The organism is Actinomadura alba, assembly GCF_014323705.1.
GTDB lineage: Bacteria > Actinomycetota > Actinomycetes > Streptosporangiales > Streptosporangiaceae > Actinomadura_C > Actinomadura_C alba.
This window is the reverse complement of sequence record NZ_JABVEC010000008.1, coordinates 176651-200546: the sequence shown is the minus strand read 5'-3', so window position 1 is coordinate 200546 and position 23896 is coordinate 176651. Positions and strand designations below refer to the sequence as shown.

General features: G+C 67.5%; 27 protein-coding genes, 1 tRNA gene and 2 pseudogenes. 19 read left to right on the top strand and 11 right to left on the bottom strand.

Features of this window, described 5'->3' with window-relative positions:
- Positions 1-56: 56 nt before the first annotated feature.
- Positions 57-455, top strand: coding sequence for an RNA polymerase sigma factor (locus HKK74_RS13485; protein WP_187243518.1), 399 nt, complete (start codon positions 57-59; stop codon positions 453-455).
- 72 nt (positions 456-527) lie between these two features.
- Here HKK74_RS13485 and HKK74_RS13480 read toward each other — a convergent pair whose 3' ends face one another.
- From HKK74_RS13480 to HKK74_RS13470, 3 genes are all read right to left on the bottom strand, one after another.
- Entirely contained in the window at positions 528-1229 is a 702-nt protein-coding gene (locus HKK74_RS13480; RefSeq protein WP_187243517.1) for a dienelactone hydrolase family protein, read from the bottom strand.
- A 98-nt stretch (positions 1230-1327) separates the two neighbouring features.
- Positions 1328-1939, bottom strand: a complete 612-nt coding sequence (locus HKK74_RS13475) for an HD domain-containing protein (RefSeq protein ID WP_187243516.1) — start codon at positions 1937-1939, stop codon at positions 1328-1330.
- A gap of 149 nt (positions 1940-2088) precedes the next feature.
- Complete coding sequence (locus HKK74_RS13470) at positions 2089-2646, bottom strand: GNAT family N-acetyltransferase (RefSeq protein ID WP_187243515.1); 558 nt, start codon at positions 2644-2646, stop codon at positions 2089-2091.
- Positions 2647-2849: 203 nt separating this feature from the next.
- On the opposite strand from HKK74_RS13470, the gene HKK74_RS13465 reads away from it, so the two are divergent.
- Both HKK74_RS13465 and HKK74_RS13460 read left to right on the top strand, forming a co-directional pair.
- Positions 2850-3809 carry a zinc-binding dehydrogenase gene (locus HKK74_RS13465; protein ID WP_187243514.1) on the top strand — a complete coding sequence of 320 codons (960 nt, stop codon included), beginning with the start codon at positions 2850-2852 and terminating at the stop codon, positions 3807-3809.
- 286 nt (positions 3810-4095) lie between these two features.
- A tRNA-Lys gene (locus HKK74_RS13460) sits at positions 4096-4171 on the top strand.
- 359 nt (positions 4172-4530) lie between these two features.
- On the opposite strand, the gene HKK74_RS13455 is transcribed toward HKK74_RS13460, so the two are convergent.
- Positions 4531-4695 (bottom strand): hypothetical protein, encoded by a 165-nt coding sequence (locus tag HKK74_RS13455; RefSeq protein WP_222722217.1) that lies wholly within the window; start codon positions 4693-4695, stop codon positions 4531-4533.
- Positions 4696-4852: 157 nt separating this feature from the next.
- On the opposite strand from HKK74_RS13455, the gene HKK74_RS13450 reads away from it, so the two are divergent.
- From HKK74_RS13450 to HKK74_RS13435, 4 genes are all read left to right on the top strand, one after another.
- On the top strand, positions 4853-5983 hold the full coding sequence (locus HKK74_RS13450; protein ID WP_187243513.1) for a serine hydrolase domain-containing protein: 1131 nt from the start codon (positions 4853-4855) through the stop codon (positions 5981-5983).
- Positions 5984-6217: 234 nt separating this feature from the next.
- On the top strand, positions 6218-6430 hold the full coding sequence (locus HKK74_RS13445) for a hypothetical protein (protein WP_187243512.1): 213 nt from the start codon (positions 6218-6220) through the stop codon (positions 6428-6430).
- A complete protein-coding gene (locus HKK74_RS13440; protein WP_187243511.1) occupies positions 6427-6660 on the top strand; it encodes a serine hydrolase domain-containing protein in 234 nt (77 codons plus the stop codon). Before HKK74_RS13445 ends, HKK74_RS13440 begins: the two co-directional genes overlap by 4 nt.
- Before the next feature lie 44 nt (positions 6661-6704).
- Complete coding sequence (locus HKK74_RS13435; RefSeq protein WP_246491535.1) at positions 6705-7805, top strand: serine hydrolase domain-containing protein; 1101 nt, start codon at positions 6705-6707, stop codon at positions 7803-7805.
- A 1170-nt stretch (positions 7806-8975) separates the two neighbouring features.
- Here HKK74_RS13435 and HKK74_RS13430 read toward each other — a convergent pair.
- Complete coding sequence (locus tag HKK74_RS13430; RefSeq protein WP_187243509.1) at positions 8976-9965, bottom strand: GntR family transcriptional regulator; 990 nt, start codon at positions 9963-9965, stop codon at positions 8976-8978.
- 180 nt (positions 9966-10145) lie between these two features.
- Here HKK74_RS13430 and HKK74_RS13425 point away from each other — a divergent pair, with 180 nt between their 5' ends.
- Both HKK74_RS13425 and HKK74_RS13420 read left to right on the top strand, forming a co-directional pair.
- Positions 10146-10328 (top strand): hypothetical protein, encoded by a 183-nt coding sequence (locus HKK74_RS13425; protein ID WP_187243508.1) that lies wholly within the window; start codon positions 10146-10148, stop codon positions 10326-10328.
- 750 nt (positions 10329-11078) lie between these two features.
- Entirely contained in the window at positions 11079-12479 is a 1401-nt protein-coding gene (locus tag HKK74_RS13420; protein ID WP_222722216.1) for an NAD(P)/FAD-dependent oxidoreductase, read from the top strand.
- Between the two features lie 419 nt (positions 12480-12898).
- Here the strand turns inward: HKK74_RS13420 and HKK74_RS41860 are convergent.
- Positions 12899-13030, bottom strand: a pseudogene (locus HKK74_RS41860) (transposase); the annotation flags it as partial.
- A 98-nt stretch (positions 13031-13128) separates the two neighbouring features.
- On the opposite strand from HKK74_RS41860, the pseudogene HKK74_RS41855 reads away from it, so the two are divergent.
- Positions 13129-13446 (top strand): annotated as a pseudogene (locus HKK74_RS41855) (Mu transposase domain-containing protein); the annotation flags it as partial.
- A 62-nt stretch (positions 13447-13508) separates the two neighbouring features.
- On the opposite strand, the gene HKK74_RS41850 reads toward HKK74_RS41855, so the two are convergent.
- Together HKK74_RS41850 and HKK74_RS13405 are read right to left on the bottom strand one after the other, a co-directional pair.
- Positions 13509-13889 carry a protein-tyrosine phosphatase family protein gene (locus HKK74_RS41850; protein ID WP_187243507.1) on the bottom strand — a complete coding sequence of 127 codons (381 nt, stop codon included), beginning with the start codon at positions 13887-13889 and terminating at the stop codon, positions 13509-13511.
- Between the two features lie 34 nt (positions 13890-13923).
- Positions 13924-14802 carry a metallophosphoesterase family protein gene (locus HKK74_RS13405; protein WP_187243506.1) on the bottom strand — a complete coding sequence of 293 codons (879 nt, stop codon included), beginning with the start codon at positions 14800-14802 and terminating at the stop codon, positions 13924-13926.
- Between the two features lie 231 nt (positions 14803-15033).
- On the opposite strand from HKK74_RS13405, the gene HKK74_RS13400 reads away from it, so the two are divergent.
- The 5 genes from HKK74_RS13400 to HKK74_RS13380 all read left to right on the top strand — a co-directional run bounded on the left by HKK74_RS13400 (position 15034) and on the right by HKK74_RS13380 (position 18929).
- Positions 15034-15279 (top strand): hypothetical protein, encoded by a 246-nt coding sequence (locus HKK74_RS13400; protein ID WP_187243505.1) that lies wholly within the window; start codon positions 15034-15036, stop codon positions 15277-15279.
- Between the two features lie 67 nt (positions 15280-15346).
- Positions 15347-15652 carry a hypothetical protein gene (locus HKK74_RS13395; RefSeq protein WP_187243504.1) on the top strand — a complete coding sequence of 102 codons (306 nt, stop codon included), beginning with the start codon at positions 15347-15349 and terminating at the stop codon, positions 15650-15652.
- Positions 15653-15680: 28 nt separating this feature from the next.
- Positions 15681-15986 carry a hypothetical protein gene (locus HKK74_RS13390; protein ID WP_187243503.1) on the top strand — a complete coding sequence of 102 codons (306 nt, stop codon included), beginning with the start codon at positions 15681-15683 and terminating at the stop codon, positions 15984-15986.
- Positions 15987-15989: 3 nt separating this feature from the next.
- Positions 15990-17003 (top strand): MvdC/MvdD family ATP grasp protein, encoded by a 1014-nt coding sequence (locus HKK74_RS13385; RefSeq protein WP_187243502.1) that lies wholly within the window; start codon positions 15990-15992, stop codon positions 17001-17003.
- Positions 17004-18929: an ABC transporter ATP-binding protein gene (locus HKK74_RS13380; RefSeq protein ID WP_187243501.1), complete on the top strand. Its 1926-nt coding sequence runs from the start codon at positions 17004-17006 to the stop codon at positions 18927-18929. It begins immediately after the preceding gene.
- A gap of 22 nt (positions 18930-18951) precedes the next feature.
- Here the strand turns inward: HKK74_RS13380 and HKK74_RS13375 are convergent, their stop codons facing one another.
- Both HKK74_RS13375 and HKK74_RS13370 read right to left on the bottom strand, forming a co-directional pair.
- The gene (locus HKK74_RS13375) at positions 18952-19533 is read right to left on the bottom strand and encodes a carboxymuconolactone decarboxylase family protein (protein WP_187243500.1); all 582 of its coding nucleotides are present in this window, start codon (positions 19531-19533) and stop codon (positions 18952-18954) included.
- Positions 19523-19855: a hypothetical protein gene (locus HKK74_RS13370; RefSeq protein WP_187243499.1), complete on the bottom strand. Its 333-nt coding sequence runs from the start codon at positions 19853-19855 to the stop codon at positions 19523-19525. The genes HKK74_RS13375 and HKK74_RS13370 overlap by 11 nt, the downstream gene beginning before the upstream one ends.
- Positions 19856-20184: 329 nt before the next feature.
- Between HKK74_RS13370 and HKK74_RS13365 the strand changes: the two genes are divergently transcribed.
- The gene (locus HKK74_RS13365) at positions 20185-20826 is read left to right on the top strand and encodes a dihydrofolate reductase family protein (protein ID WP_187243498.1); all 642 of its coding nucleotides are present in this window, start codon (positions 20185-20187) and stop codon (positions 20824-20826) included.
- Positions 20827-20903: 77 nt separating this feature from the next.
- Here HKK74_RS13365 and HKK74_RS13360 read toward each other — a convergent pair whose 3' ends face one another.
- Positions 20904-21269, bottom strand: a complete 366-nt coding sequence (locus tag HKK74_RS13360) for an HIT family protein (protein ID WP_187243497.1) — start codon at positions 21267-21269, stop codon at positions 20904-20906.
- 16 nt (positions 21270-21285) lie between these two features.
- On the opposite strand from HKK74_RS13360, the gene HKK74_RS13355 reads away from it, so the two are divergent.
- From HKK74_RS13355 to HKK74_RS13345, 3 genes are all read left to right on the top strand, one after another.
- Entirely contained in the window at positions 21286-22866 is a 1581-nt protein-coding gene (locus tag HKK74_RS13355) for an immunity 49 family protein (protein ID WP_187243496.1), read from the top strand.
- Between the two features lie 112 nt (positions 22867-22978).
- Positions 22979-23137 carry a hypothetical protein gene (locus HKK74_RS13350; RefSeq protein ID WP_187243495.1) on the top strand — a complete coding sequence of 53 codons (159 nt, stop codon included), beginning with the start codon at positions 22979-22981 and terminating at the stop codon, positions 23135-23137.
- Positions 23138-23386: 249 nt separating this feature from the next.
- Positions 23387-23875 carry a cupin domain-containing protein gene (locus HKK74_RS13345; protein ID WP_187243494.1) on the top strand — a complete coding sequence of 163 codons (489 nt, stop codon included), beginning with the start codon at positions 23387-23389 and terminating at the stop codon, positions 23873-23875.
- Positions 23876-23896: the final 21 nt, after the last annotated feature.

Sequence of the window (23896 nt, the reverse complement as noted above, 5' to 3'; positions counted from 1 at the left end):
AACCTAGCGGCTCGATTCCACGACTCTGCATGGTGACGGCAGAACGGGAGCGGACGATGACCGACGAGTTGCTGGTCCTGCGGTGCCAGCTCGGCGAACGCGCGGCGTTCACCGAACTGGTGCGCGCCTGGCACGTGCGGGTGTGGAGATATGCGCGGCGGATGCTCGACGCGCAGAGCGCCGACGACGTGACCCAGGAGGTATGGCTGGCCGGGATCCGCGGCCTGCCCAAGTTGATCGCCGGTTGGCTCGCCCTGGTCGCCTCCGTCACGACGACCGCGGTCACGTTGAGCGTCGTCGCCGCACGAGGTACCGGTCTCGCCCTCGCAGCCGCCTGCGCCACCGGCGCGGCCATGATCACTGCTGCCACCGTGCTGATCGTACGAGCCCACCGGCGGCGTACCACGCTGCTGCGCCGCAAGCGGGAACTCGTCGAGCGGCGGCACGCCGGATGAACGCCCGGTTCGGCCGTACGCCGCCGGTGAGGTCGTGACCCGAGACGGTGGCGGCTCCGGAGAGCCGCGCTCTCAGACCGGTAGGTTCTTGGCGAGGAACGCCTCGGTCAGCGCCCACGCGCGTGCGGCCGGCTCGGGCTGGTGGAACATCGGGGCCAGGCGGTTGTGAAACGCGTGGCCACCGTCCTCCTGCACATGGATCTCCACGTTCGGGAGCCCGGACACCGCCTGCTCCACCAGCGCGACCTGCTCCCGGGGGATGTACGGGTCGGAGCCGCCGAAGTGGAACTGCACCGGGCAGTCGATGTCGGGCAGCAGGTTCAGGCTGTCGGGCACCCCGGAGCCGTAGAAGGACACGACAGCGCCCAGCGTGGTCCGGGCGGCGAGCAGGTAGGCCATCGTCCCGCCCAGGCAGAAGCCGAGGGCCCCGACTCCGGCCGAGACCTCGGGCAGACCGGCCAGGTGGTCCACCGCCGCCGCCAGGTCGGCGACGCCCGTCTCGACCTCGAAGCGAGAGGACACCTCGATCGCCTGCTTCAGGCCCTCCTCGTCGTGGGTGCCGACGTAGTTCGGCTCCACGCGCCAGAAGAGGTCCGGTGCCGCGACCACGTAGCCCAGGGCGGCGAGCTCCTCGGCCACCTCGACGATGTACGGGCCGACCCCCCAGATCTCCTGGATCAGCAGCATGCCCGGTCCGGATCCGCTCTCGGGGAGCCATATCGGCATGTCGAACGTTCCGGCCTCGACCGTTACCGATTCCGCACGAGCTGACATTCCGTACCTCCTGGTCTCAATGGCGTCGAAGCCCGCTGTGATCGCCAAGGTTCTCACGAACCGCGTCACGCGCATCGGCCGCCGAGATACGTACGCCCTCAGTCCAGCGGGAGACGGGGCCCGGGAAGAGCATGGCGCGTCTGGAAGGCCAGGCGGGCGTCGGCGTCGGCCGCGAGGTGGCCGAGGATGTCGTCGAGGGTCAGGAACGCCTCCCAGGGCTGCTGCCCGGATACGGAGGTGAGGTGGCCGATGACGAGTTGCTCCAGTTCGGTGACCCGCTTGCCCTTCCAGATCTTGTCCGCCAGAGAGACCAGGAGGTCCTCGACGGTGACGTCCGGGGCCGTCCAGGTCGCGTGGGTACGGGCGAATCGTGCCAGGTGCTCCTCGACGGCGTGCTTGCGGAGCAACTCGTAGCCCGCGCATTCGTGGGCCGTGCCGGGGCCGGAGAGCTCCGCAGGGTGCATCGTCTTCCCGATGTCGTGCGTCGCCGCACCGAAAAGCACGGCCTCCCGGTCGTACGACAGCGCGGGGTAGTGCCGTTCGAGCGCAAGGGTCAGCTCGCACGCGGTGTCGTACACGGCGCGCAAGTGGGCGGCCAGGCGCGGAGCGGCGGCGAGCGTCTCCAGCAGTGCGCACACGCGCGGAGGCAGCGGGCGCAGCGGTGGTTCGCTCGGATCGGTCATCACGTGGTTCAGGGCGGCGGAGACCATGCCGGGAACGTTAGCCGCTGTGATCACCGCGACGGGACGGCATCGGCCGCGCTGGGAGGAGCCGGGCCGTGCTGGGAGGCTCAGGCCGCGCCGGCAGGATCAGGCTGTGCTGGGAGGACCGCTGCGCCGGCGGGCCCATCGCTCCCGGGTCAGCCGGCGCGCCACTCCCGTTCGAGCATCGCGTAGACGACCTCGTCGGCCCATTCACCCTTCACGAACTCGTTCTCGACGAAGTGCGCCTCGCGGCGCATGCCGAGGCGTTCCAGGACCCGGGCGGACGCGGTGTTGCGCGCGTCGATGCGGCCGATGATGCGCCGCAGGCCGAGGTCCTCGAAGCCCAGGCGCAGCATCACGCGCGCGGCCTCGGTGGCGTATCCCCTGCCGCCGTGGTCGGGGTGGAAGATGTAGCCCACCTCGCCCTGCCGCCGTTCACGGCTCAGCCAGAAGAGGATGACGTCGCCGATCATCTGGCCGGTCTCGGCGAGTTCCACGGCGAGGGAGAGGTTGCCGCCCTCTTCGGTGAGGGCCGCCGCTCGCGTCTTCTGCTCGAGCGACTCCTCGACCGCGTCGCGATCGCGGGTGTCGAACAGGAGATAGCGCGTCACCTCCGGCCGGGACTGGAGGTCGTACAGGGCGTCGAGGTCGGAAGGGGCGAAGGGCCGCAGGATGAGCCGGTCGGTCTTCAACGGATAGTCAGGTTTGAGCACGGGCCCGATCGTACGCAGGAAGGACCTGTGCGCAGCACCGGGATCTCCCTGTTCGCGTCGACGCTTTCACTGCACGCCTCGGGGCGCTCCCTTGCCCTCGCCCGCGCCGTCGGGCGTGGGCCGTTTCAGGGCGCCGGGTTGACCTCGACCCTGCTTGAGGTTGCAGGCTTTGATCACCTGAGACGGAAATGAGAAGGGGCGTCATGAGAGCGGTGTGGCTGACGAAGTTCGGCGGGCCGGAGGTGCTCGCCGCACGGGACACGCCGGAGCCGGTGGCCGGCCCCGGGCAGGCCCTGATCGACGTGGAGTTCGCCAACATCACCTTCATCGAGACCCAGATCCGGAGTGGTCGCGGGCCCTTCGAGGTGGAGCTGCCGATGATCCTGGGCAACGGCGTCGGCGGAGTGGTCGCCTCCGTCGGAGCGCAGGCGGACACGGGGCTGGTCGGCAGGCGGGTGATCGCCGGCCTCGGCGGCTCCGGCGGCTACGCCGAGCGTGTGGTGGTGGGTGCCGACGCACTCGTCGGGGTACCGGAGGGCGTCGACCTTTCCGACGCGGTCGCGCTGCTGGCCGACGGACGTACGGCGACCTCGCGGGTGCGGGCGGCCGGGTTGCGGGCCGGGGACCGGGTCCTGGTCGAGGCGGCGGCCGGCGGCGTGGGCACCTTGCTGGTCCAGCTCGCCCGGGCCGCCGGCGCCACGGTGATCGGGGCGGCCGGAGGTCCGCGCAAGGTCGAGCTGGTGCGCGACCTGGGCGCCGACGTGGCGGTCGACTACCGCGATCCGGGCTGGCCGGACCGCGTGCGTGAGGCCGTCGGCGGGGTGGACGTCGTCTTCGACGGCGTCGGCGGCGCCATCGCCTCGGCGGCGTTCGGACTGCTGGACAAGGGCGGACGGATGCTGAGTTACGGGCTCGCGAGCGGCGAGTGGGCGGCCATCTCCGACGAGACCGCCGCCGAGCGAGGGGTGACGATCCTGAGGGGGGCGGGAGGGACGCCGGAGGAACTGCGGGCCCTCACCAGGAGCGCCCTGGCCGAGGCGGCAGCGGGTCGGCTGCGCCCGGTGATCGGCCAGCGGTACCCGCTGGAGCGGGCGGCCGACGCGCATGAGGCCATCCAGTCACGGGCGACAGTGGGCAAGACCCTGCTGGAAGTACGGGGATGATCCCGGCGGCGGGAGAGCGTCGTCGTACGGCCGGAGGCGCGGGGGTCTGGGCGGGGGGCAGGCCCACGTGAGGAGGAGCTGCATCGGGGCACAGGAGGTCGTGGGCGGAGGTGATCGGTGATGGATCGGCCACGCGCTCAGCAGGGCACGCGCCGCCCCACGGGCGGCCGGTTCGGCCGGCTCGCGGATCATCACCGCCCGTACCGCGGCACGTCTCGACTGTTACGATCACCTGCCGGATACTGCGGTGCGAACATGTCCGCGATCTCGGTATTCTGCTGTCCGCGGGCCGTTAGCTCAATTGGCAGAGCTCCGGACTTTTAATCCGTCGGTTCTGGGTTCGAGTCCCAGGCGGCCCACCACGTCTGACCTGCTCAGACGCGCTCGGCGAGACGCGTTGAGGATCATGCCTGGGGCCGAGATGGGGCCATCCTGGGGCCGGAGCTTCGGGTGTCGGACGGCGCGGCGGCCGCGACATGCTCTCACCACTTGGGTTCCGCGGCCACGGCAGGGTCGCACGCGCATCCGGCCGTTATTCGGCGCCGGACGCGGCGGTGGTGTTCAGTTGGCCTTTCGGCTCAGACGGTTCGGAGCGGGGAGCAGATGCTCTGATCAAGCTGCGGCATTCCTGCGCCCGCACCTGGACGCAGGCCGGCCCGGGCCGAAGAGGTCCTCGCCCTCGACGTCGGCGACCTCGACCTGCGCAACCGTCGCGCCAAGGTCAAGCGTAAGGGCGGCGCCGCCAGCGGCGCATGATCTGGTTGAGCCGGATCAGCACGGTCCTGGGGTCCTGCTGCGACGTTCTGTTCGTCAGGGCTCGGATCTTGTCCTTCAACGACCGGATGGGCCGGTCGGCGATGAAGGTGTAGACATGCCACTTGTCCACCGCATCTCGGACGCGACCCCGTCCCGCCGTCGCGGGAGAGGCACCACGGACCGGCGCGGCGGAGTTGCGCCTTGGGGGTTAACGCCGAGGAAACACTGCCCTCGCTAGAACTTGTGGCTCGACAGCCGAGTATTCGGACTTGGGAGAGAGAGACTTCATGATTCTGCGTCGAGCGACATTCACTAGCGTCGCCTCGCTGGCGTGCGCGGCGCTGGTCTTGAGCCCGGCCACGCCCGCCACCGCCTCAACATCAGCCGACCGCATCAAGGTCGGGGACGTGCAGAAGGCGATGGAAGACTTGGTGAAGACGGGCCACGTGGTGGGCGCCATCGGCGCAGTGTACGTGGACGGCAAGCGGGTCGGGAAGGGATCGGCCGGATCCCGCCTGCTCAACGGCAAGGGCGGCGTGATCCCCTCGACCGCCCGCTACCGGATCGGCTCGCAGACCAAGACCATGACCGCCACCGCGGTCCTGCAACTGGTCAAGGACGGCAAACTGAGCCTGGACGACAAACTCAGCGAGGTCCTGCCGGAGGTGGCGGAAAAGGACCTGGTCGAGCGGGCCGACGAGATCACGGTACGCAACCTGATCCAGCTGACCTCAGGCATCCCCGACTACATCGGCCCGGACACCTCGGACCCCACGCGTAACTACCGCCCGACCGACCTGCTGGCGGCCTCGCGCAAGAACTCCCGGCAGGTGGAGGTCGGGACCTTCAACTACTCCAACACCAACTACATCCTGCTCGGCATGATCATCGAGAAACTGGCCGGAAGGTCACTGGCTGCCGAGCTCAAGCGGAGGCTCTTCGCCCCGCTCGGAATGCGCGATACCTACCTGCCCACAAAGGCGACCGAGGGCATCAAGGGCCCGCACGGGCACGGCTACGCCCCGGACGAGTCGGGCATGATGCGCGATGTCGACCAGCTCAACGTCACCGCCATGCTCGGCGCCGGCGGCGTGGTCTCCACCGCGCACGACGTGAGCGCCTTCCAGCGCGCCTTCCGCCGGGGCAAGCTCCTGCCGGCTTCCCTGACCAAAGTGATCACCGACCCGCCGCCCGGCCAGTCGGCGCCGCCTGGGGGCGGCCCATGCGCCGGCAACCCCGAGTTCGCCGCAGGGGGCGGAGGCAGCGCCCCCGGCTTCACCGCCGCGACCCTCACCTCCTCCGACGGCCGCCTGCAGTTCGCCGTGTCCCTGACACTGGCCATGGACGATGCCGAGCGCGGGACCACGCCGACGCGCATCACCAACGCCCTCAAATCGCTGTTCTGCCCCGCGAAATGATCACTCCAGCCGCACATGGCGAGCGTGATCAGATCGTGATCGCCAAGTGCGGCTGGAGAATTGAGAACCTATGCGCGGCGCGTGGCACATACGCGGCATGGCTCTGTGACGCCGGAGGACCGAGAGGGCTTTTCACGCACATCAGCAGCGGAGCGGCTCCAAGATCCGTGGCGTTCTGTGAAACGATTGGCTCAGCCTACGAGGGCGGGGCAGCCTCGGCTGAGTGAAACGCAGGTGACGGCCGACCGGACGATCGCGCGCCCGTACGCCACCCAGCCGTCCGGCCCCCGGGTCGACTTCACCGCCAGCCCCTACTTCCCATTCGCCGGCGGCCCGCATCGCGGGGCCTACTGCAATACCGCCGACCTGCTCGCCTTCGCGCGCGCTCTGCGCGACGGCACGCTGCTCACCTCCGCCTACGCCGCCTCCTCACCGACGGCAAGATGATCACGCCGTCTTCGGAACAGCTGGGCCTCACCCGCCGGCAGTTGTTCTACGGCAACGGCTTCATGGACGCCATCGTGAACGGCCGGCACGTCGTCGGCCACTCGGGCAGCTCCGCAGGCGCCGCCAATCACCTCGACACCTATCCGGACCTGGACTGGGTGGTGGTCCTCGGCAACTACGACAACTCCGTGGCGCCCATTGTCGAGACGGCACGACAGATCATCACCTGATCCAATCCGCGTTCGAAAGGGACATTACTGTGCATCACGTGACCATGGCCCGCGCCATCACCGCGGCGGCCCTGCTGCTGGGCGCGGCCTCGCCCGCGACCGCGGCCCGTGCCACCTCGATCGGAGACGTCCAACAGGCGATGGAAACTCTGGCCGAGACTCCCGGCATCGTGGGCGCCATCGGCGGCGCGTACGTGGACGGCAAGCCCGCCGGCCGTGGCACCGCGGGGTCGCGGCTGCTCGACGGCAAGGGCGGCACGATCCCGGCGGACTCCCGCTTCCGCATCGGCTCGCAGTCCAAGACGATGGTGGCCACCGTGCTCCTCCAGTTCGTCGAGGAGGGCAGGCTCGGCCTGGACGACAAGCTCGCCGCCCTGCTGCCCGAGGTGGCCGAGGACGGGCTGGTGGAACGGGCCGACGAGATCACCGTCCAGCAGCTGGTCGAGCACACCTCCGGCATCCCCGACTGGTTCCACCAGAGCGGCTCGACCGCCCCGGCGTTCGACGTCTTCGATTTCACCACCTACTACCGGCCCATCGACATCGTAAAGATGACGCGGGGCTGGCCGCGCACCGGCGAGCCGGGCGAGACGTACACCTACTCCAACACCAACTACACCCTCATCGGTATGATCATCGAGAAGGTGACCGGGCACACCCTGGCCCGTGAGCTGGACCGGCGTCTCTTCCGCCCGCTCGGCATGACCGGGACCTACCAGGTCACCAAGCCCCCGGAGGGCATCAAGGGCCCGCACGGGCACGGCTACTACCCCGACTCCACCGGCACCCTGCGCGACGTGCACCGCTTCAACGCCAGCTGGGGCAACGGCGCCGGCGGCGTCGTCTCGACCGCGCATGACGTCAGCGCCTTCCGGCGGGCCTTCAACCAGGGCAGGCTGCTGCCGCCGTCGCTGCAGGAGGTCCTCACCGGTGGCAGCGGACAGCAGGGCACGGGCCTGTGCGGAGGAAAGTTGAAAGGCCAGATGCTCGGCGGCTCGGCGCCCGGCCTCACCACACTGACTTTCGCCTCTACCGACGGCCAGCAGCAGTTCGCCATCTCCGTCACGCGGAGCACCGCCGACGATAACGCCATCGTCCCCGCGATGATCAAAACCGTCGAAGCCGTCCTCTGCTCGACGGTTTGAAGCCCTACCCCACGGTTTGAAGCCCGGCCCGACGGTTTGAAGCCCTCCTCGGCGCGTCCGCCTGGTAGGCGTCGCGCAGCACTGACACGCCCGGGCCGTGATCACGGTCGCCGACCAGGTCAAGCCGACCTCCGCTGACCTGCGCTTTTTCGAGATGCCGCAGGTCAGCGCCGTCCGATGACGCTCGTTGACGCCTGTTCAGGACAGTTCAGGGACCATGCGTGCTCCCGATGCTCCCCGCTCCGGGCGGGAGCAGTGGGAGCACGAACCAGGGGAGCGCGGCTGTTATCTCCGGTTCTTCTGGGCGTGAGACGACGTTCGGTAGCGATGCATGATTAGCCTCGTTTGCCGTGTTAGGGGTACGGCTCTGGCGAATCCGGTTGGGCAGTCGCCCGTTCTTCGAGACCATCGAGAAGCATGCGGTTAAGGAGCGCTACCGTACCCGTCTGGATCACGTCAAAGAAGCGGTCGTGCTCGCGCTCGGCCGGGGCGCCCCCGATCTGGGCGGCATCGAGGAGACGACGCACGCATTTCTGCGTCGCCTTCAGGTCTGGTGTTCTTCCGTCGAGGACGGAGGTGACGACTACCTCCGCAGTTTGCACATGTTGAAACCCATCGCTGAGTCCCTGTCGCTGACACCACAGCAGGTCTTCAACGACTTGCTGACCTACGCCCAGACAGCCGGGCCTCAGGCAGGAACGATCAACGCCGACATGGTGAACCGCTACCTGAAGCGCCTTCGGGGGAGAACCAGCAGTGTTCGATCGTCTCGGAAGGTGTCTGACGTCATCAGCGTGGATGCCGTTCTCAGGAGCCCGTTCAAGGCGTTGGGAATCGATGGAGAGCTTGCCACCGCGAGGAGCCTTTTTAGCGATAACGACACGCGTGCGCCGGAGGCATTCGCCAAGCTCGCCGAAGCGCTACACGCAGAGGGTTTCATGCCTCATGTCCATCGTATGCGGAGCGCCCAAGCAATTGCACTGCAGGCGGCTGGGAGCTTTGCCGAGGCCGTCGATCTGAGCGTCGGCCTGGCCTGGGACCATCTGGACAGAGTGCAGCCCTGGGACGCGCACGCGGCCTTGGGCGGCTCCGGTAGACGCCGCGACGGCATTGACCGGCCGATCGAGCTGCATCGTGCTTCGAGAGCGGCGGACGAAGCGATTTGGGTGACTAAGCCGAGTTCGCGTCCTGCGGCGCCGGGACGCGCTCTCCCACAAGTATGGCGAAGCCGTCGAGATGCCGTGCCAGGCTGTACTCGAACAACCCGTCCAGGTCAGGCACCGTGTCCTCATGGAGCTCCGCCAGCAGGGGAAACCTCCCACCGGCGAAGAGCTCGTCGGTCCGCGCCCGCTGCTGCGCGTACCAGCGGGCGAGCGTCGTACCGGTCTCCTGCTCGGCCTCGACCTCGTCCGCCATGGACAGCCCGAGCGTGACGACCAGCGAGTGCAAGGTGAGCGCCTCCTGCATCCGTGCCGCCCTGGACAGCCCAAGCCCATCCAGTGCACGAAGGGTCCACTCGGTGTGCGCCAACATGTTGGGCACGAACAGGGGCCGGGTGAAGGAAACGGCCCTGGGCAGCCAGGGATGTCGCCAGCACAGCGCCCACTGCTCGCGGGAGATCAGTTCGAGTTTGTCTCGCCACCCCGCGGGCCCGGGAACCGGTAGCTCCGGTTCACCGAACACCACATCGGCCATCTGCATCACCAGTTCGTCCTTGTTCGAGACGTGGCGGTACAGCGACATGGGTCCAACACCCAGGCCAGCCGCCACTCGCCGCATCGACACAGCGTCGAGCCCCTCGACGTCGGCGATCGCGATGGCGGTTCGGAGCATGCTCTCCCGGTTCAGCGTGCATTTTGCGGCATCGTCCTGCCGTTTCGGCCGCCGCGCCACCTGACCCGTCGCCGGGCCTGCCGGCCGTCGCCGGCCCGGACGCGCGCTGACGACCGTGCCAGAACCGACCTTCGCTTCCACCAGCCCCTCCTCCTGAAGGGTGGTGACAACTCTCGTCGCGGTCGCGACGGCGACGCCCCAGCGTTGAGCGATCTGCCGAATGGAAGGCACCCGCTCACCCGGTCGAAGCTCGCCGTCCCTGATCTTCCCGCGGATCTCCGCGGCGATCTGCAGGTACGGCGGATCCGGGCGTGCTGCGGACGGCATGGCGCCTCCTGATCATCCTCGTCGTCAGCCGTTCACTCTACCTAAGTGTACTAGAGCGATTATGAATGGCCTAGGACACTATCTCAGATGGTTCCGCCCCGTGGTTTTAACCACATCAAGAGTGCCAATACACTGTACGCATCAGGCTATTACGCTGTACGCACATTCGGTGAGGCGGCCATGAACGACATCGAACCCCCGGTAGCGCGAACCGGAAGCGACTTCGCGCAACTGTCCAAGCGCACTGCCAAACTCGGCCTGTTCGAGCGACGGTCGGTGTACTACGGGGTCAGGCTCACCAGCGTCGCCCTGCTGTTCGCGGCGGCCGGCGCAGCTCACCATCTAGGCGCAACGATCGGATGATCTGCTTCAAACGCGCCTTCCGATTGTCGTTCCCAAGGCTGGTGGGCGGTGACGTGCCCAGCTCCAGCGGCGATCTGTTGCCAGAGAAGCCGCACGATGCCGTCTCCGTCGGCAGCTCGGCGATCGCGTTCGGCCGGCGAAAGCCGACGGGACGGATGGACCCTGCGCAATTCCCGACCGTCCCGCACCCATGTCGTGCTGGGCAGCGCACCACAGACCGGACAGGTCAGGTGCCACACCTCGAACTGCTGCGGATCGTGCCGGTCGGCGGATCGTCCTGGTCGGCGTCAATCACCATCACGGCTTCCCCGGACCCCTCAAGCCCGTGCCAGTCCTGGTGAGCCGCTCGCGGCGGCGAAGCGGATCTCGCGGCAGCCTGCCCTCCACTCTCCAAGAGACATCGAGCACCTTCCGGGCCAGTGTCCAGCACGACACGGCTCGTATCCGCGTGGGCGCTCCCATCTGGGCTGGGCGACCGTCGCCGGGCTGCGGGACCGGACGGAACAGGCCGCGTGCCCGGCTCGCGGAGCCGGGCACGGCCGCCCGGCGACCCGTGTCGCACGAGGCGTCTTTGAAGACGTAGCGGAGGTTCTCATCCGGCGGGCGGGCGGCCCGGTTGATCGAGCCGGGTCGGCGGCGCCGCAAGCGTCCTTCGCGCAACCTCTCGATAGAGGAGCGCACTCCCATATCCACTCTCATCTTGAGTTTGTCGAACAACGATGTGGCTGGCGAACAGAACAGGAGCACGTGATGGTGACCGAGATCGACACCGACTACCTCGTGATCGGTGCGGGCGCGACAGCGATGGCCTTCGTGGACACGCTGCTGACCGAATCGGACGCGACCGTGGTGCTGGTCGACCGCTACCACCAACCAGGCGGACACTGGACCGTCGCCTACCCTTATGTGCGGCTACATCAACCGTCGGCCATGTACGGCGTGAACTCCCGCCCGCTCGGCAACGACACGATCGACCAAACCGGCTGGAACGCCGGACTCTACGAACTGGCCAGCGCAAGCGAGATCTGCAGCTATTTCGACCAGGTCATGCGGCAGACGTTCCTGCCATCGGGGCGAGTATCGTACTTTCCCATGGCCGAATATGACGGTGACGGCCGATTCCACCTGACAACTTCCGGCGACAAATACCGGGTGGTCGTACGGCGGAAGATCGTGGACACCACCTATCAAGGCGTGACCGTACCGGCCATGCAACCGCCAGAATTCCCGATCTCCACCGGCGTTCCCGTGGTACCGCCAAACGAGCTGCCGGCCATTCGGCAGCCCTTCGACCGGTACGTCATCGTCGGCGCGGGCAAAACCGGGATCGATGCCTGCCTCTGGCTGCTGGAACAGGGCGTCGCCCCCGCGGACCTGACCTGGATCATGCCCCGCGCGCCATGGCTCATCGACCGGGCCACCGTGCAGCCGATCCCACTCCGTCGCGCCGAGGACATCGCGAGAGACTACGCCGCCAAACACGAAGCCATCATGCGAGCCGAATCCATACCCGACCTCTTCGATCGGCTCAACGCCGTTGGTGCCGTGCTGAGTATTTTCCCGCACGAGCGGCCGACGGCGTTTCGCTGCGCGACCGTCTCGCCGGCCGAACTGGAACAGCTACGCAAGATCGAACATGTCGTTCGCCTCGGTCGGGTGAAACGCATCACCGAGACAGGCATCGAACTCGACGGTGGCGCCATACCGACCAGCAGACGCGTGTTGCATGTAGACTGCACCGCCGACGCCGCCAGGCAACTCCCCATCGTCCCGATATTCCGAGATGGACTGATTACCCTGCAATCGGTTCGAGTATGTCAACCGGTGTTCAGCGCTGCCCTCATCGCGTACGTGGAGGCAACCTATCCGAATAACGACGTGAAGAACGAACTCTGCCCCGTCACGCCAAACCCGAGAACTGAAAAGGATTGGCTACGGTTCACACTCTCCGCCAATTCCGAACAGTTGCGATGGTCAGGTAACGAAGATATCGGCGCATGGCTGCGCACTTCCCGGCTGCAACCAAACATCGCTCCACCGATACCCGACGATCCGGCAGAACGGGCCGCCTACGAACAACAAGCCTTGGCTGCGGCGCGACAGCAGAACGCAAAACTCGAAGAACTACTACATGCACACGACGCACCGTAGGCCGCGCACGACCCGACCAGAGACCGGCAGACCTGGCCCCGATGAGCAGACGTAGGAACTGGCGTCGGATTCGCGCCCCCTGGGCGCTCGTCCTACTGACGACACTGGGCGCAGGATTGACGTTCATCGCGGTCCCAGTACCGTGGACTTGGCTACTCCTGCCGCTGCTGATGGTGATGCACGGCCCCGGTGTCCTCGTTGATCCGAGAGGCGGTCGTGAGAGTCGGTGGCGGCTGGCCGAGCCTCGTGTTGCCGGGCGTGGCCTACCAGATCGCGGAAGACGGACTGGGCCCGCAGCCCTGACCAGCCCCCGGATGTATGGCGCCGCCGACCGGGGCTTGCGAGCCCTCGGCGTGAACTGGACATACTGGGAGTCACAGATCGGGGTTCACGCGGTCCTCAGTGAGGAGATTCCACCTTCAGATTGCCTGCTGGTGCAGGGTGAGGATGGCCTGGACGACGGTGGTCAAGCGGCTGGGTGAGCAGCGTGCGCGGACCCAGGTCCGCAGCGTCTCGTGGTTGACGCCAAGTTCGCGGGCGACAGCCGCGACCGACCGGACCGGGCCCCCTCTCGGGCCAGGGCCACAGCGTCGCGCCTGAACTCATCTCCGTACTTCGACGGACACGTGCCACCAACAACTCCCTCGCCATGGATCAAGATCCATTGTCGAGGGTGTCCAGGCCCCGGGGAGAAGCTCAATCGGTCAGATCCGACGGATACGACCGGACCCGATCCCGGCACAGACAACCGGGCACAACACACTCCTGCGGCCGGTGCCGGACGAGGTTCGAGACCGGGTTGCTGCTCACCCCGCGCGTCGACCGCTACATCCACGCCCGCGTGGATGGGGTGTTGTACTCCATCCCGTGGCGGCATATCGGCAAGAGTGTCGATGCTCGCTCGACGTTCACCATGGTGCAGTTCTTCATCCATGGCGAGCTGATCAAGACGCATCCGCGCAAGCAGCGCGGTAAGCAGACCGATTTGGGTGACTATCCGCCGGTTATGTGGAATCTGAGCCCGAGTTGTCAAGGCGTTTCGCGCAGTAGCTTAAGGGGCCAGTCTCGTTGTTCGGCGGTGTCGGGGACCGCGAGGCCTCGGGCTTGTTCGAGCCCGTGCCATGCGGTGTCTGGATCGACGGCGTTCAGGACCATGAGCGCTGCGGCGAGGAGCGAGGATCGTCCGATACCGAAGCGGCAGTGCGTGACGACATGACTTCCGTCGCGTAGCCGTGCGGAGAGTCTCTGGATGGTGGGCAGGACGGTCGCGAGATTGGGAACGTCGCGGTCGGGGATCGGGACGGGAACGAAGTACGGGGGGCCCGCTCGGGAAGGAGCGATGAGCCCCAAAGTAGCTCTGCGTGACGTTTCTGGATCGACACGTAACGGTCGTGCCGCCCGGACCTGCACTCGGACGGCACGTCACCTTCGATGCGCCGGGTTCTCAGTTCAGACTCACCCGAGAGGGGCCGAGTTTCTCGATGGCCTCGCGCATCTCGTCCTCGTCGGCTTCGTAGACAGTCTCGCCCACGCGGGGGTCGCGTGCATGGAGGGTGTGGATGAGCGGTCCGTCGGGCGTGCCGAGCTGGACGAGGGAGGCCGAAGGGCCGTGCACGGCGCGCTCGGTGCCGGGACGGGCGGTCAGGTCGATGCGGCTGACGACACCGGGCGTCACCCAAACCGTCGCCTGCTCCAAGCGCCCCAGGATCTGGAGGTGGAAGTGGCCGCAGAGGATGAGCTGCACGTCGGTTCCGCGGATCGTCGCGGCCAACTCGTCGGCATTCTGTAGCCCGAGCGCTCGCTGCACCTCGACATCCAGCGCGACTGGCGGGTGATGGAAGGCCAGGATCGTGCCGCGCGGCGCGGGGGTGACCAATACCTCGCGCAACCAGTCGAGCTGGGCCCGGCCGATCCGGCCGTAGCCCTTGCCCGGCACGAGGGAGTCAAGGGTGACCACGCGCCAGCCGTCGATCGTGCTCGCGGCGGCCCGCTCGCCGTCGGGCCCCTCGCACACCGCATCGGGATGTGCGTGGCCGCAGCCGAGCACCTCGGTGAACGCCGCCCGTTCATCGTGGTTCCCGGTCGCATAGAACACGGACGCGCCCCACTCCCGGGCGTAGCCGCCCAGGAGTTCGCGCGCCCGCGCGTACCCCTCGCGCGATCCGTCGTCCGCGACATCCCCCGTGACGACGACAGCATCGAGGTCGCGCAGATGGACCAGGTCGGCGAGCATGCGGCGAAGCGCCGCCGTGCCGTCAGCCCCGTCGGCGTCCGGTCCGCCGGCACGGTCGAGGTGCGTATCGGACAGATGCAAGATCCTCATCCCGCCAACCTAACCGCTACTTTGGGGCTGGTCGTGCGATGGGCCTTAGACAGCCCGGCCTCGTGTGCGGCTCGTGGTTCGTTCGCAAGGCCTGATTCTCCGAGTTCAGCACTGGTGAGGGCGCATACCAGGATGTCGACGCCGTAGGCCTTGAGCTCGGCCATCTCGTCGTCGAGCCAGTCTCCGCCGCGGGGCTTGGCCATGGTGCTGAGTCGGCCGGGACCTGGAAGGTTGACGGTTCTCGGCGATGAACGCCGTGGCACCGCCGACCTCATCAAGGGAGCGGCCGTAGCCGCTGCCGAGCACGGGCGGTCCGGCCGCGCGGTTCTCTTCCCCGGGGCCGCCCGGCTCACGAGCACGCTCACCGTTCGCGAGATCCTCGACCACTCCGCCATTGAACGGAGCGTCGAGATCCGCGGTTACGTCCGGCCCGAATGGCAGGACGGACGACTGACGCTGCCCACCCTGCCCGACTGATGGCCATTGACAGGCATACATGATCCGTGTCATGTTTTCCAGGAAAGATCATTGATCTTCGGGAGGCGTGATCGGACGCGGAGCCGAACCGTATCGCTGGCCGACGTTTCTACGGCTCGACCGTCCAGAGTTGCACGGCGGCTATCTCGTCGTTCCTGCCAAGCCGACGCGGTCGCGTGCGCGCTCCAGGGTGAGCCGTGCGGCGCCGCTCGCATATCTGTACGAAATCGGCTCCGAGTTCGAGCCGGAAAACGAACTGAGGCTGGCCGCCGGCCATTACGACGCGACCCATCTGGTCTGGTCTTTCTCGGGCGAGGTGTCCGGGCTCACTGGGATCACCGAACCAACCACATCAGAAAAGGAATCCCCGTAGTCGGTGCAAGATGCGAGAAAGGTAGTCCATGTCCAACGTGATCACGCCGCCCCCGCTCCGTACCAGCCGTCCCTTCCTGTCACCGGACCACGCCAACATCGACCCGTCAGCGATACCGGGACCTGAGGGCGACGAGCGGCCGTTCGCCTACGCCTACGCCGAGCCGTGGAATCCGGCCTGGGTCGACGGCCCTGACCCCCAGGCCGGTCACTACGATCCCGAATCCCAGACCTGGGTCGCCCCGGAGGGGGACATCACGGCCGGGTACAGCTCGTACACCCAGACGTATTACAGCCCGCCGTTCGACAAGACCCTCGACGACATCTGCGCCTGATACATGGCCGCACGATCACCTGAGGTCCTGATACTCACACAGGACTTCGATCCCACCGTCGACCCGGTCGTCCGGAGCCTGAAGTCAAAAGGGGCAAGGGTCGTCCGGGTCGACACCAGCTACTTTCCACAGGAGCTCAGCCTCACCACCTCCGACTTCGCGGGCGGGCGGCAGGTGCTCAGACACCGCGACCGCGAGCTCGACCTCAGCGCGATGTCCGGCGTCTGGTATCGCCGGCCCACCGCGTTCGAGTTCGGTGACGAGATGGGGGAGTCTGAGCGGCAGTTCGCCCGCTACGAGGCGCTGCACGGCGTCGGCGGGATCCTCCGCGCGACCGACTGCCTGTGGATCAACCGTCCCGATATCGACGCGGTCGCCGATCTCAAGCCGTTCCAACTCGCGATGGCGAAGAAGTTCGGAATGCGGGTTCCCCGGACACTGCTGACCAACGACCCGGACGAGGTCGCCAGGGTGCTGGAAGGCAATGAAGGGAAACTGGTCTACAAATCCTTGAGCGGAGGTGTGATCCACTATCCCGGCGCCTTTCCGTCCGGATTGCTCACCACCGTGGTCGGTGATGAGATCCAAGAGCATCTGGGCCGGGTGCGCCACACGATGTGCCAGTTCCAGGAGTACATCGAAAAGGCGTACGAGGTGCGACTCACCGTCATCGGGAACACTTATTTCCCCGTGACGGTCGACTCGCAGGGCCATGAGGCGACCCAGGTCGACTGGCGGGCCGCGCAGGATCAAATGCACTACGGCGACTATCGGCCGCTTCCCGAGCAGATCGTCAAGCAGACACAGGCATTGTTGGACGAGCTCGGGGTCGTCTATGGCGCACTGGATTTCATCGTCACACCGGATGGTGAATACGTCTTCCTGGAGGCCAATCCAACCGGCCAGTTCATGTGGATGCAGAATGACCTGGAACTACCGATGAGCGACTGCATATCCGACCTCCTGATGGAGGGAGGACCTTTCCAGCGCGGCGAGGTGAAACAGGTCGGCTACTGAATGAGCGATCCCGCGCTCTCGCCGGTCACCGCGGCCGAGTTGACGGAGCCGCCGCAGATCGAAATGCGGCGGCTCCCCGGGCTCCTGGGCGGCGCGCTCAAGCTCACCTTGGCCGCGGCCCGCCGTGAGTTCCTCCTGATCACAGCGCTGCAGGCGGTCGGCGGACTCGGTCTGGTGTTGCCCATCCTCGGCGGCCGTGACCTGCTGGACAAGCTCCTGGTGGCGGGAGCCGGATCGCCACTGGTGGAAATGCTGCTACAGGGCGCGCTGATCCTCGGCATGCTCGGCGTCATCGGCCTCGCCACCGCCGTGGCGACCTCCCGCGACGACGTCCTCAGCGAGCAGCTGAACCGCTACGCCCTGGGACGCGTCCTGGACGTCGCCTGCACCATCGAGCTGGAGCAGTTCGAGCGCCCCGAGTTCCACAACCGGCTGGAACGCGCCTCGATGAGCGCCCGGATCCGCCCGCACCAGCTCACCCAGGGGCTCGGCGCGCTGACCAGCGCGGTCATGAGCACCGCGGGGATCGCGCTCGCCCTGGCCGCCATCGAGCCCCTGCTGGTCCCGGCCACCCTCCTGGCAGGGGTGCCGCTGTGGTTCGCGGGCCTCAGGAGCGGACGGGTGCTCTTCGATGCGCTGTTTCGGCTCACACCCGCCGAACGCGAACGCAGCTACCTGCTCGACGTCCTGACCACCCGCCGTGCCGCGAAGGAGGTCCGCGCCTTCGGCCTCGCCGGCTACCTGCGAGCACGGTGGGAGCAGCGCACCGACGAGCGCCTGGCCGAGATCAGGGTGACCGCGCGGCGGCGGCTGCGGATCACCATACTGGCCCGCCTCACCAGCGGCGTCGCGCTGGGATCGGTTCTGGGCCTGGTGCTGGCAATGGCCGCGACAGGTGAGATGGCCGTCGCCGACGCCGGTGCCGCCGCCACGGCGGTCCTGTTGCTCGGCGTACGGCTGCGTACCGCCGCCGCAGGCACCGACCTGCTCTTCGAGGCGGCTCCGTTCCTACAGGATCTGCAGGGATTCGTCGCGTTGGCTCCCGGATCATCACCGCCCCCGCAGCCGCCGAAGCTTCCGCAACTCGGGAAGGCCCCGCAGGCCCCGAGGTCACCGCCGTCCCCGCGGGCCCGTCCGGAGCCGGTCGGCTTCCGGCGGCTCAGGGTCGAGAACCTGACTTTCCGCTACCCGTCGGGACGGCAGCCGGCGTTGCGGAATGTCAGCATGGAGATCGGCGCCGGCCAGGTCGTCGCCCTGGTCGGTGAGAACGGCTCGGGGAAGACCACCTTGGCAAAACTGCTGTCCCACCTCTATCGGCCGCAGGCCGGGCGGATCCTGTACGACGACGTCGATGTGACCGGAGCCGATCCGGATCGGCTGCGCCATTCGATCGCGGTACTGTTCCAGGACTTCCAGCGCTACCTGCTCTCGGCCGCCGACAACGTCGGGATGGGCCGCTGGGAGAGAGCCGACGATCGTGCCGCCGTGACGCGGGCGGCCAGGGCGGCCGGTGCCCACGACCTCCTCGCCGCGCTGTCCCAGGGATATGAGTCGCTGCTGGGACCCGAGTTCGCCGGCGGCATCGACCTTTCCGGCGGGCAGTGGCAGCGTGTCGCCCTGGCGCGCGCCTTCTTCCGGGAGGCCCCGTTCATCATTCTGGACGAGCCCACCGCCACCCTCGACGCTCGGGCCGAACACCTGCTCTTCGAGCAACTGCGCACCCTGCTGGCCGGGCGGACGGTGCTGCTCATCTCTCACCGCTTCGCGACCGTACGGATGGCCGACCACATTTACGTACTCGATGGCGGCCGGGTGGCCGAGCACGGCACGCACGACCAGCTGATGTCCGCGGGAGGGCGCTACGCCGAGCTCTTCACCCTCCAAGCCGCGGGCTACCTTGATCCTCAGCCTCGAGACTCAGGGTGATGTCGGGTGTGCGCTGCGCGGGCTACCGGTAACCCCGCTTGAGCAGGTGCTTGGCTCCTGCCTCGAAGCCCTCGGGGCTGAGCAGTTCGAACCCGAAGGCGTCGGCGAGCCGGTCGGTGGTGTTGAAGGCGGCGCAGACCGCCAGCGCGTCCTGGACCTGCTGGGGTGAGACACCGGCGGCCAGCACTTCCCGCATGTCCTCGGCGCCGACCTTCCCCTCCCGGGTCAGCTTGCCGAGCATCCGCAGCGTTGCCCGCAGCGGCTCTGCGACGGGGGCCGATTCCAGGTCGGCCAGCACCGCCGCGACCCGTGGCCCGTCCTGGTACGCCTGCCTTGCGGTCGCGGTGTGCGCGCCGACGCAGAACGCGGACTCGTTCACCTTGGACACGTAAGCCGCCATCAGCTCCCGGTCGCCCACCGACCAGGCGGACGGTCCGCGCATCGCCTCGTGGGTGAACGCCTTGGCCCGGGCACCGTAGAAATCGGGCCGGTAGAAGACCAGCTTGGCGGCGTCCGGTACCGGGTGCCCGGAGAACAGCCGGATGAGCGCGAACAGCAGCTTGGTTCTGGGGCCGTAACCGTGGTTGAGGATGTCAAGTCGCATGATCCGGCCTCCCCTTGACGGTCGCTTCGGCCAGGGCCGCCAGTCCGGCTTCATACAGCCGGGCGGACTGGCCGACCGCGGCGCATATCACCAGTTCGAAAAGCTGGTCCTCGGTGCAGCCCGACGCCTTCGCCGCAGCCAAGTCCGCCTCGGTGACCTGCGCCGGCCTGTCGGCGACCTTGCCGATCAGCGCGTCTAATGGCGGGGAGAGGCCGTCGTTGCCGAAGGCACGCGCTCGCTGCTCCGCAGGTGCCCTGCCCTCCCCGTTCAGCACGCGATCCACCAGGGCTCGGTGCGCTCGCTTCTTGTCCTCATCCGGCACGGCGCCCTCCGCCTCCTTTGCAGCTGGGCCATCTGCCCTCTTGTATAAGACGATCGGCACGCCGCCGACCCCGACATGCAGCCGAAGAAAGCCAACCACCGACGAGATGTACCCGCAGGCCAGGCGGATATTTTCCCGGCGGTTGTCTCATGCGACCGCTTGAGCGAGCCGGGCGATCGCCGGCACCTGCATCCCGGACGCCGACGCCATGATGATCATTGGGGCGTGCCCGCCGGAGTCAGCGAATAGGACCAAACCAGACGCACAGTGAGCAAATTTTGTCCGGACGCCGGTCTAAGGTCGTGCCGGCACACAAGGAGGAGGACACCATGGGCACGATCCACATCGACCTGTTCGCGACGCTCGACCTGGTTGGCCAGGCGCCGGGTGATCCCGAGGAGGACCCCGACGGCTTTCCGTTCGGGGGATGGCAGGCGCCCTTGTTCGACGAGACGGTCGGCCGGCACGTCGGTGCCGGAATGGAGGGCATGGACGCTCTGCTGCTGGGCCGCAAGACCTACGACATCTTCGCCGCGTTCTGGCCGAACCAGGTCGACGGCGTCGACGGCGGGATCGCCACGCTGTTCAACAGCATCCCGAAGTACGTCGCCTCGCGAGGCAACCCGGATCTGGGCTGGACGGGCTCGACGCAGCTGGGACCCGACCTGGTGAGCGCCGTGCACGAGCTGCGTGGCAGGCATGAGCACGTCCACGTGATCGGAAGCCTGAACCTGGTGCAGACCCTCCTGCACGAGCGCCTCTTCGACCGGCTCGACCTGTGGGTCTTCCCCATCGTGCTCGGCGTCGGCAAGAAAGTGTTCGACGGCGGTACCGTGCCTGCCAACCTGGTGCTCCTCGAGCCGCCCGTCGCCTCGTCCAAAGGCGCTGTGCTCCTGCGTTACGGCCTGGGTGCGGGGACCCCCGGCATCGGGGACATGCGACGCGAAGACCGCGGCGTCGGTTCGAGCTGAACAGTGGCCCTATCGGTGGCGACCACGCCGCACCCGTACCGGCGGGTGAGCTCGGTCGGTGCTCGTTGCCCCCGCGGCTACTCGTGTGATCTCAGCGCGTCGGCCAGCTGCGCGACCGAATCGGCGGCGATGCGGTGACGGGACCGACCGGCCGGCCAGGTCGAGAATCCGTCGTCCTGCCAGCGCGGGACCACATGGAAGTGCAGATGCGGAACCGATTGTTCCGAGTCTGGGCCGCTGGCATGAAGGACGTTCACGCCTCCGGCGCCCAAAGTGATACGCATCGCCTTGGCCACGCGCTGGACCAAGGCCATAACGTCGGCAAGCGGGCGGGGCGGCGTGTCGAAGATATCAGCGTAGTGACCTGTTGGGATGACCAGCGTATGTCCTGGCGCGAGGGGACGCAGCGGCGCGAACGCGGCGACAGTAGCGTTACTCTCCATGCACGCGGAAACCAGGATGAGTGATGCGGAACTGGCCACCGCGCTGGCCGTCCCCGAAGAACTCCAACAGTTGAAGACGCTCGAACTGCCGGAGCATATCCAGCTCATCAGCGACAAGCTGCTGGACTACGTCGCGGCCCGCTTCCTCACCGACGACCCCCGATTCGAAAGTCGCGATGTCTGGGACGCGCTGAGAAGCGCTGCGGACACGGCGGCCGACCATTCATTCGCTCTGCACACCCCGGCGGGCGAGGTGGCACGCACCTGGATCGACTACGTCGGCCTCGGACTCGGCATCGAGGTCCAGGCTGGGGAACGCCCCCTATCTGCTGCCTGGATTCAGGCCTTCCACCTGGCGTTGATCGTTCGCAACGAGCGCACGCTACTGAAGCTGTACAAGGCAGTTCACCTTCTACCAGAAGGTTCCGAGGCCGCCTACGCCCGTGCGTTGGCTGCCCGGTGGGCGAGCACCCACGGTCTCGCCGCGCAAGGGACCGTCTCCGTCGAGGCAACGGATGGCAGGACGGCCCTGCTCCGCTCACTCGTACAGAACGATCACTCGGACTTCAACGAGCGGTTGGGCGCGGCGCTCGAACGGTACCGGCTACTTGCGGGAACGTGCGTCCGTGACCGGATCGCGTGGGGCCCGCTGGCGTTGGCGGCACTCGCTCACGACAGCGGCGTGACCATCGAGGTCGAGTCCGGTTACCTTCCGGCCCGTCTGGTGACCGGGAACGGCCCCAAGGAGGCCGAGCCCGGGGCCCGGATCCCTCGTCCACCGTTCACCATGGACAACGTCAACGCCTACATCCGTTCGCGGGACAAGGCCGCGCGCAAGGACATCAAGCGTCTCTTCGAGTGGGGCGGTGACTGGCTGGACTTCGCCCGTGACCGGTTCCAGGTCGCCGCTCTCCGCTCGCTCGCCGACCCGGCCGCCGCCGACCCTCGCCAATGGACCGACCTGGTCATGGCCGGCCAAGCCGCATGCGCCGCGTTCGAACTCACGGTGCCGCGCGGAACCCAGGTGGAGATCACCCTCGCCGGACGGACCGGAACGCTGGCGGCGGACGGCCCCACCAGCGCCACCACACCGCTGGCCTACACCAGGGCGGCCGCTCTGGCGCTGGCCACCCGGTCGGACGATGCGCTCCACGCCCTGAGCCGCGTGAGCGACGAGGTACTCCAAGAGAACCCGTACCCGCACGTCACCGCACGCTTCGCGCGAGCGTTGCGGACCCACCTGTCCGGCGATGACCCCCGCCCGCACGTGGATGCAGGATTGGCCATGATCGGAGACGGCGCACACTGGGATTGCTTGTTCAGGCCACCCCTGTTGCTCTTCGACCGCCTACTCGCGAACGATCCGAACGGCTTCAACCGGACGTTGGCCGAGGCGTTGGACCGCTACCGGCAATACTTCTCGGTCGGTGACCGGAACGGCGACATGGATGGCCTGATCGCGATCGAAGCACTCGGCCTGTCCTGCGCGGCCCACGACCGCGGATGGACGATCGAGGTCGAATCCGACTACCTGCCGTCCCGGATCGTCGATGGCTCTTGGACCCGGACACCCTCAGACTTCGCCCGGTTCGGCTGAGCACGGCGACCTAACGTTAGCGAACGGCGGAAAATCGACGATGCGCGCGCAACGACGCTCGAATTCTGAGCCCCTGCGGATTCGCGGGTCGCGGTGACGCACGGCACGGTCCGTGACGACGAGGCAACGCGTGCACTGCGTGCCCCCCGCCGACAGCATGACGATCTTCCTGAGCCGCGTGGTGGACGCCTTCCGTACCGGCTCCTGGGAATTCGATGAGCCTATGCTCAGCGATGCCCGGACCCTCGACCACCTCATCCAGGCACGCTGACGGTTCCTGACCACCCCGCACCTGACCCGTGACGAACACCCGGGGCGGCCCGTCCCTCCCCCTGTGACGCAGTCGAGAGGCCCACTCCATGCAGAACGCCGCAACTCACCGTGCGGATCGTCTGGATCTGCCGACACCGCAGCTTTGGAGCGCAGTCGGCTCTTGCGGTCAATCCGCGGTCCGCAAGATTGCTCACCGCTACTTTGCCCCTGTAGCCATAGGAGTTCTAAGCCAACGAGGAGGAACGGGATGTCATATCCGGACGCTCTCTACCTAAGTGACAAGGGCGAGATCACCGGCAGGCTCCGCACTGCGGACACCGCGCCGGACCTGTCGATCGGCGGGCGTACGAGGGTGCACTACTTGGCGACCGGCGCGAGCACCGGCGGCCAGTACGGGCTCTACCGGTGGGAGATGGGTGCCGAGCCGTCAGGGGGAGGAGCGCACTTCCACAAGACCTTCTCCGAATCCTTTTTCGTCCTGAGCGGGACGGTCAGCCTGTACAACGGTGAACGCTGGGCCAGCGGCTCTTCTGGCGACTTCCTCTTCGTGCCCCCAGGAGGGATTCACGCGTTCCGCAACTCGGACGGACCGGCCACGATGCTGGTCCTGTTCGCCCCGGGCGCACCCCGCGAGGCCTACTTCGAGGAACTGGCCGAGATCGTGGCGAGCGGGCGGCAGCTCAGCGAGGCGGAATGGACCGACGTCTACCACCGCCACGACCAGTACATGGTCTAAGCGGCCCATTCCGCCCCCCGA

Bases quoted from the DNA above. Each gene is read 5' to 3' on its own strand.
- HKK74_RS13485 (WP_187243518.1), top strand. From the start codon at position 57: ATGACCGACGAGTTGCTGGTCCTGCGGTGCCAGCTCGGCGAACGCGCG.
- HKK74_RS13380 (WP_187243501.1), top strand. From the start codon at position 17,004: ATGAGCGATCCCGCGCTCTCGCCGGTCACCGCGGCCGAGTTGACGGAG.
- HKK74_RS13450 (WP_187243513.1), top strand. From the start codon at position 4,853: ATGATTCTGCGTCGAGCGACATTCACTAGCGTCGCCTCGCTGGCGTGC.
- HKK74_RS13385 (WP_187243502.1), top strand. From the start codon at position 15,990: ATGGCCGCACGATCACCTGAGGTCCTGATACTCACACAGGACTTCGAT.
- HKK74_RS13425 (WP_187243508.1), top strand. From the start codon at position 10,146: ATGAACGACATCGAACCCCCGGTAGCGCGAACCGGAAGCGACTTCGCG.
- HKK74_RS13440 (WP_187243511.1), top strand. From the start codon at position 6,427: ATGATCACGCCGTCTTCGGAACAGCTGGGCCTCACCCGCCGGCAGTTG.
- HKK74_RS13420 (WP_222722216.1), top strand. From the start codon at position 11,079: ATGGTGACCGAGATCGACACCGACTACCTCGTGATCGGTGCGGGCGCG.
- HKK74_RS13465 (WP_187243514.1), top strand. From the start codon at position 2,850: ATGAGAGCGGTGTGGCTGACGAAGTTCGGCGGGCCGGAGGTGCTCGCC.
- HKK74_RS13475 (WP_187243516.1), bottom strand. From the start codon at position 1,939: ATGGTCTCCGCCGCCCTGAACCACGTGATGACCGATCCGAGCGAACCA.
- HKK74_RS13435 (WP_246491535.1), top strand. From the start codon at position 6,705: ATGGCCCGCGCCATCACCGCGGCGGCCCTGCTGCTGGGCGCGGCCTCG.
- HKK74_RS13365 (WP_187243498.1), top strand. From the start codon at position 20,185: ATGGGCACGATCCACATCGACCTGTTCGCGACGCTCGACCTGGTTGGC.
- HKK74_RS13480 (WP_187243517.1), bottom strand. From the start codon at position 1,229: ATGTCAGCTCGTGCGGAATCGGTAACGGTCGAGGCCGGAACGTTCGAC.
- HKK74_RS13360 (WP_187243497.1), bottom strand. From the start codon at position 21,269: ATGGAGAGTAACGCTACTGTCGCCGCGTTCGCGCCGCTGCGTCCCCTC.
- HKK74_RS13390 (WP_187243503.1), top strand. From the start codon at position 15,681: ATGTCCAACGTGATCACGCCGCCCCCGCTCCGTACCAGCCGTCCCTTC.
- HKK74_RS13345 (WP_187243494.1), top strand. From the start codon at position 23,387: ATGTCATATCCGGACGCTCTCTACCTAAGTGACAAGGGCGAGATCACC.
- HKK74_RS13355 (WP_187243496.1), top strand. From the start codon at position 21,286: ATGAGTGATGCGGAACTGGCCACCGCGCTGGCCGTCCCCGAAGAACTC.
- HKK74_RS13430 (WP_187243509.1), bottom strand. From the start codon at position 9,965: ATGCCGTCCGCAGCACGCCCGGATCCGCCGTACCTGCAGATCGCCGCG.
- HKK74_RS13375 (WP_187243500.1), bottom strand. From the start codon at position 19,533: ATGCGACTTGACATCCTCAACCACGGTTACGGCCCCAGAACCAAGCTG.
- HKK74_RS13405 (WP_187243506.1), bottom strand. From the start codon at position 14,802: ATGAGGATCTTGCATCTGTCCGATACGCACCTCGACCGTGCCGGCGGA.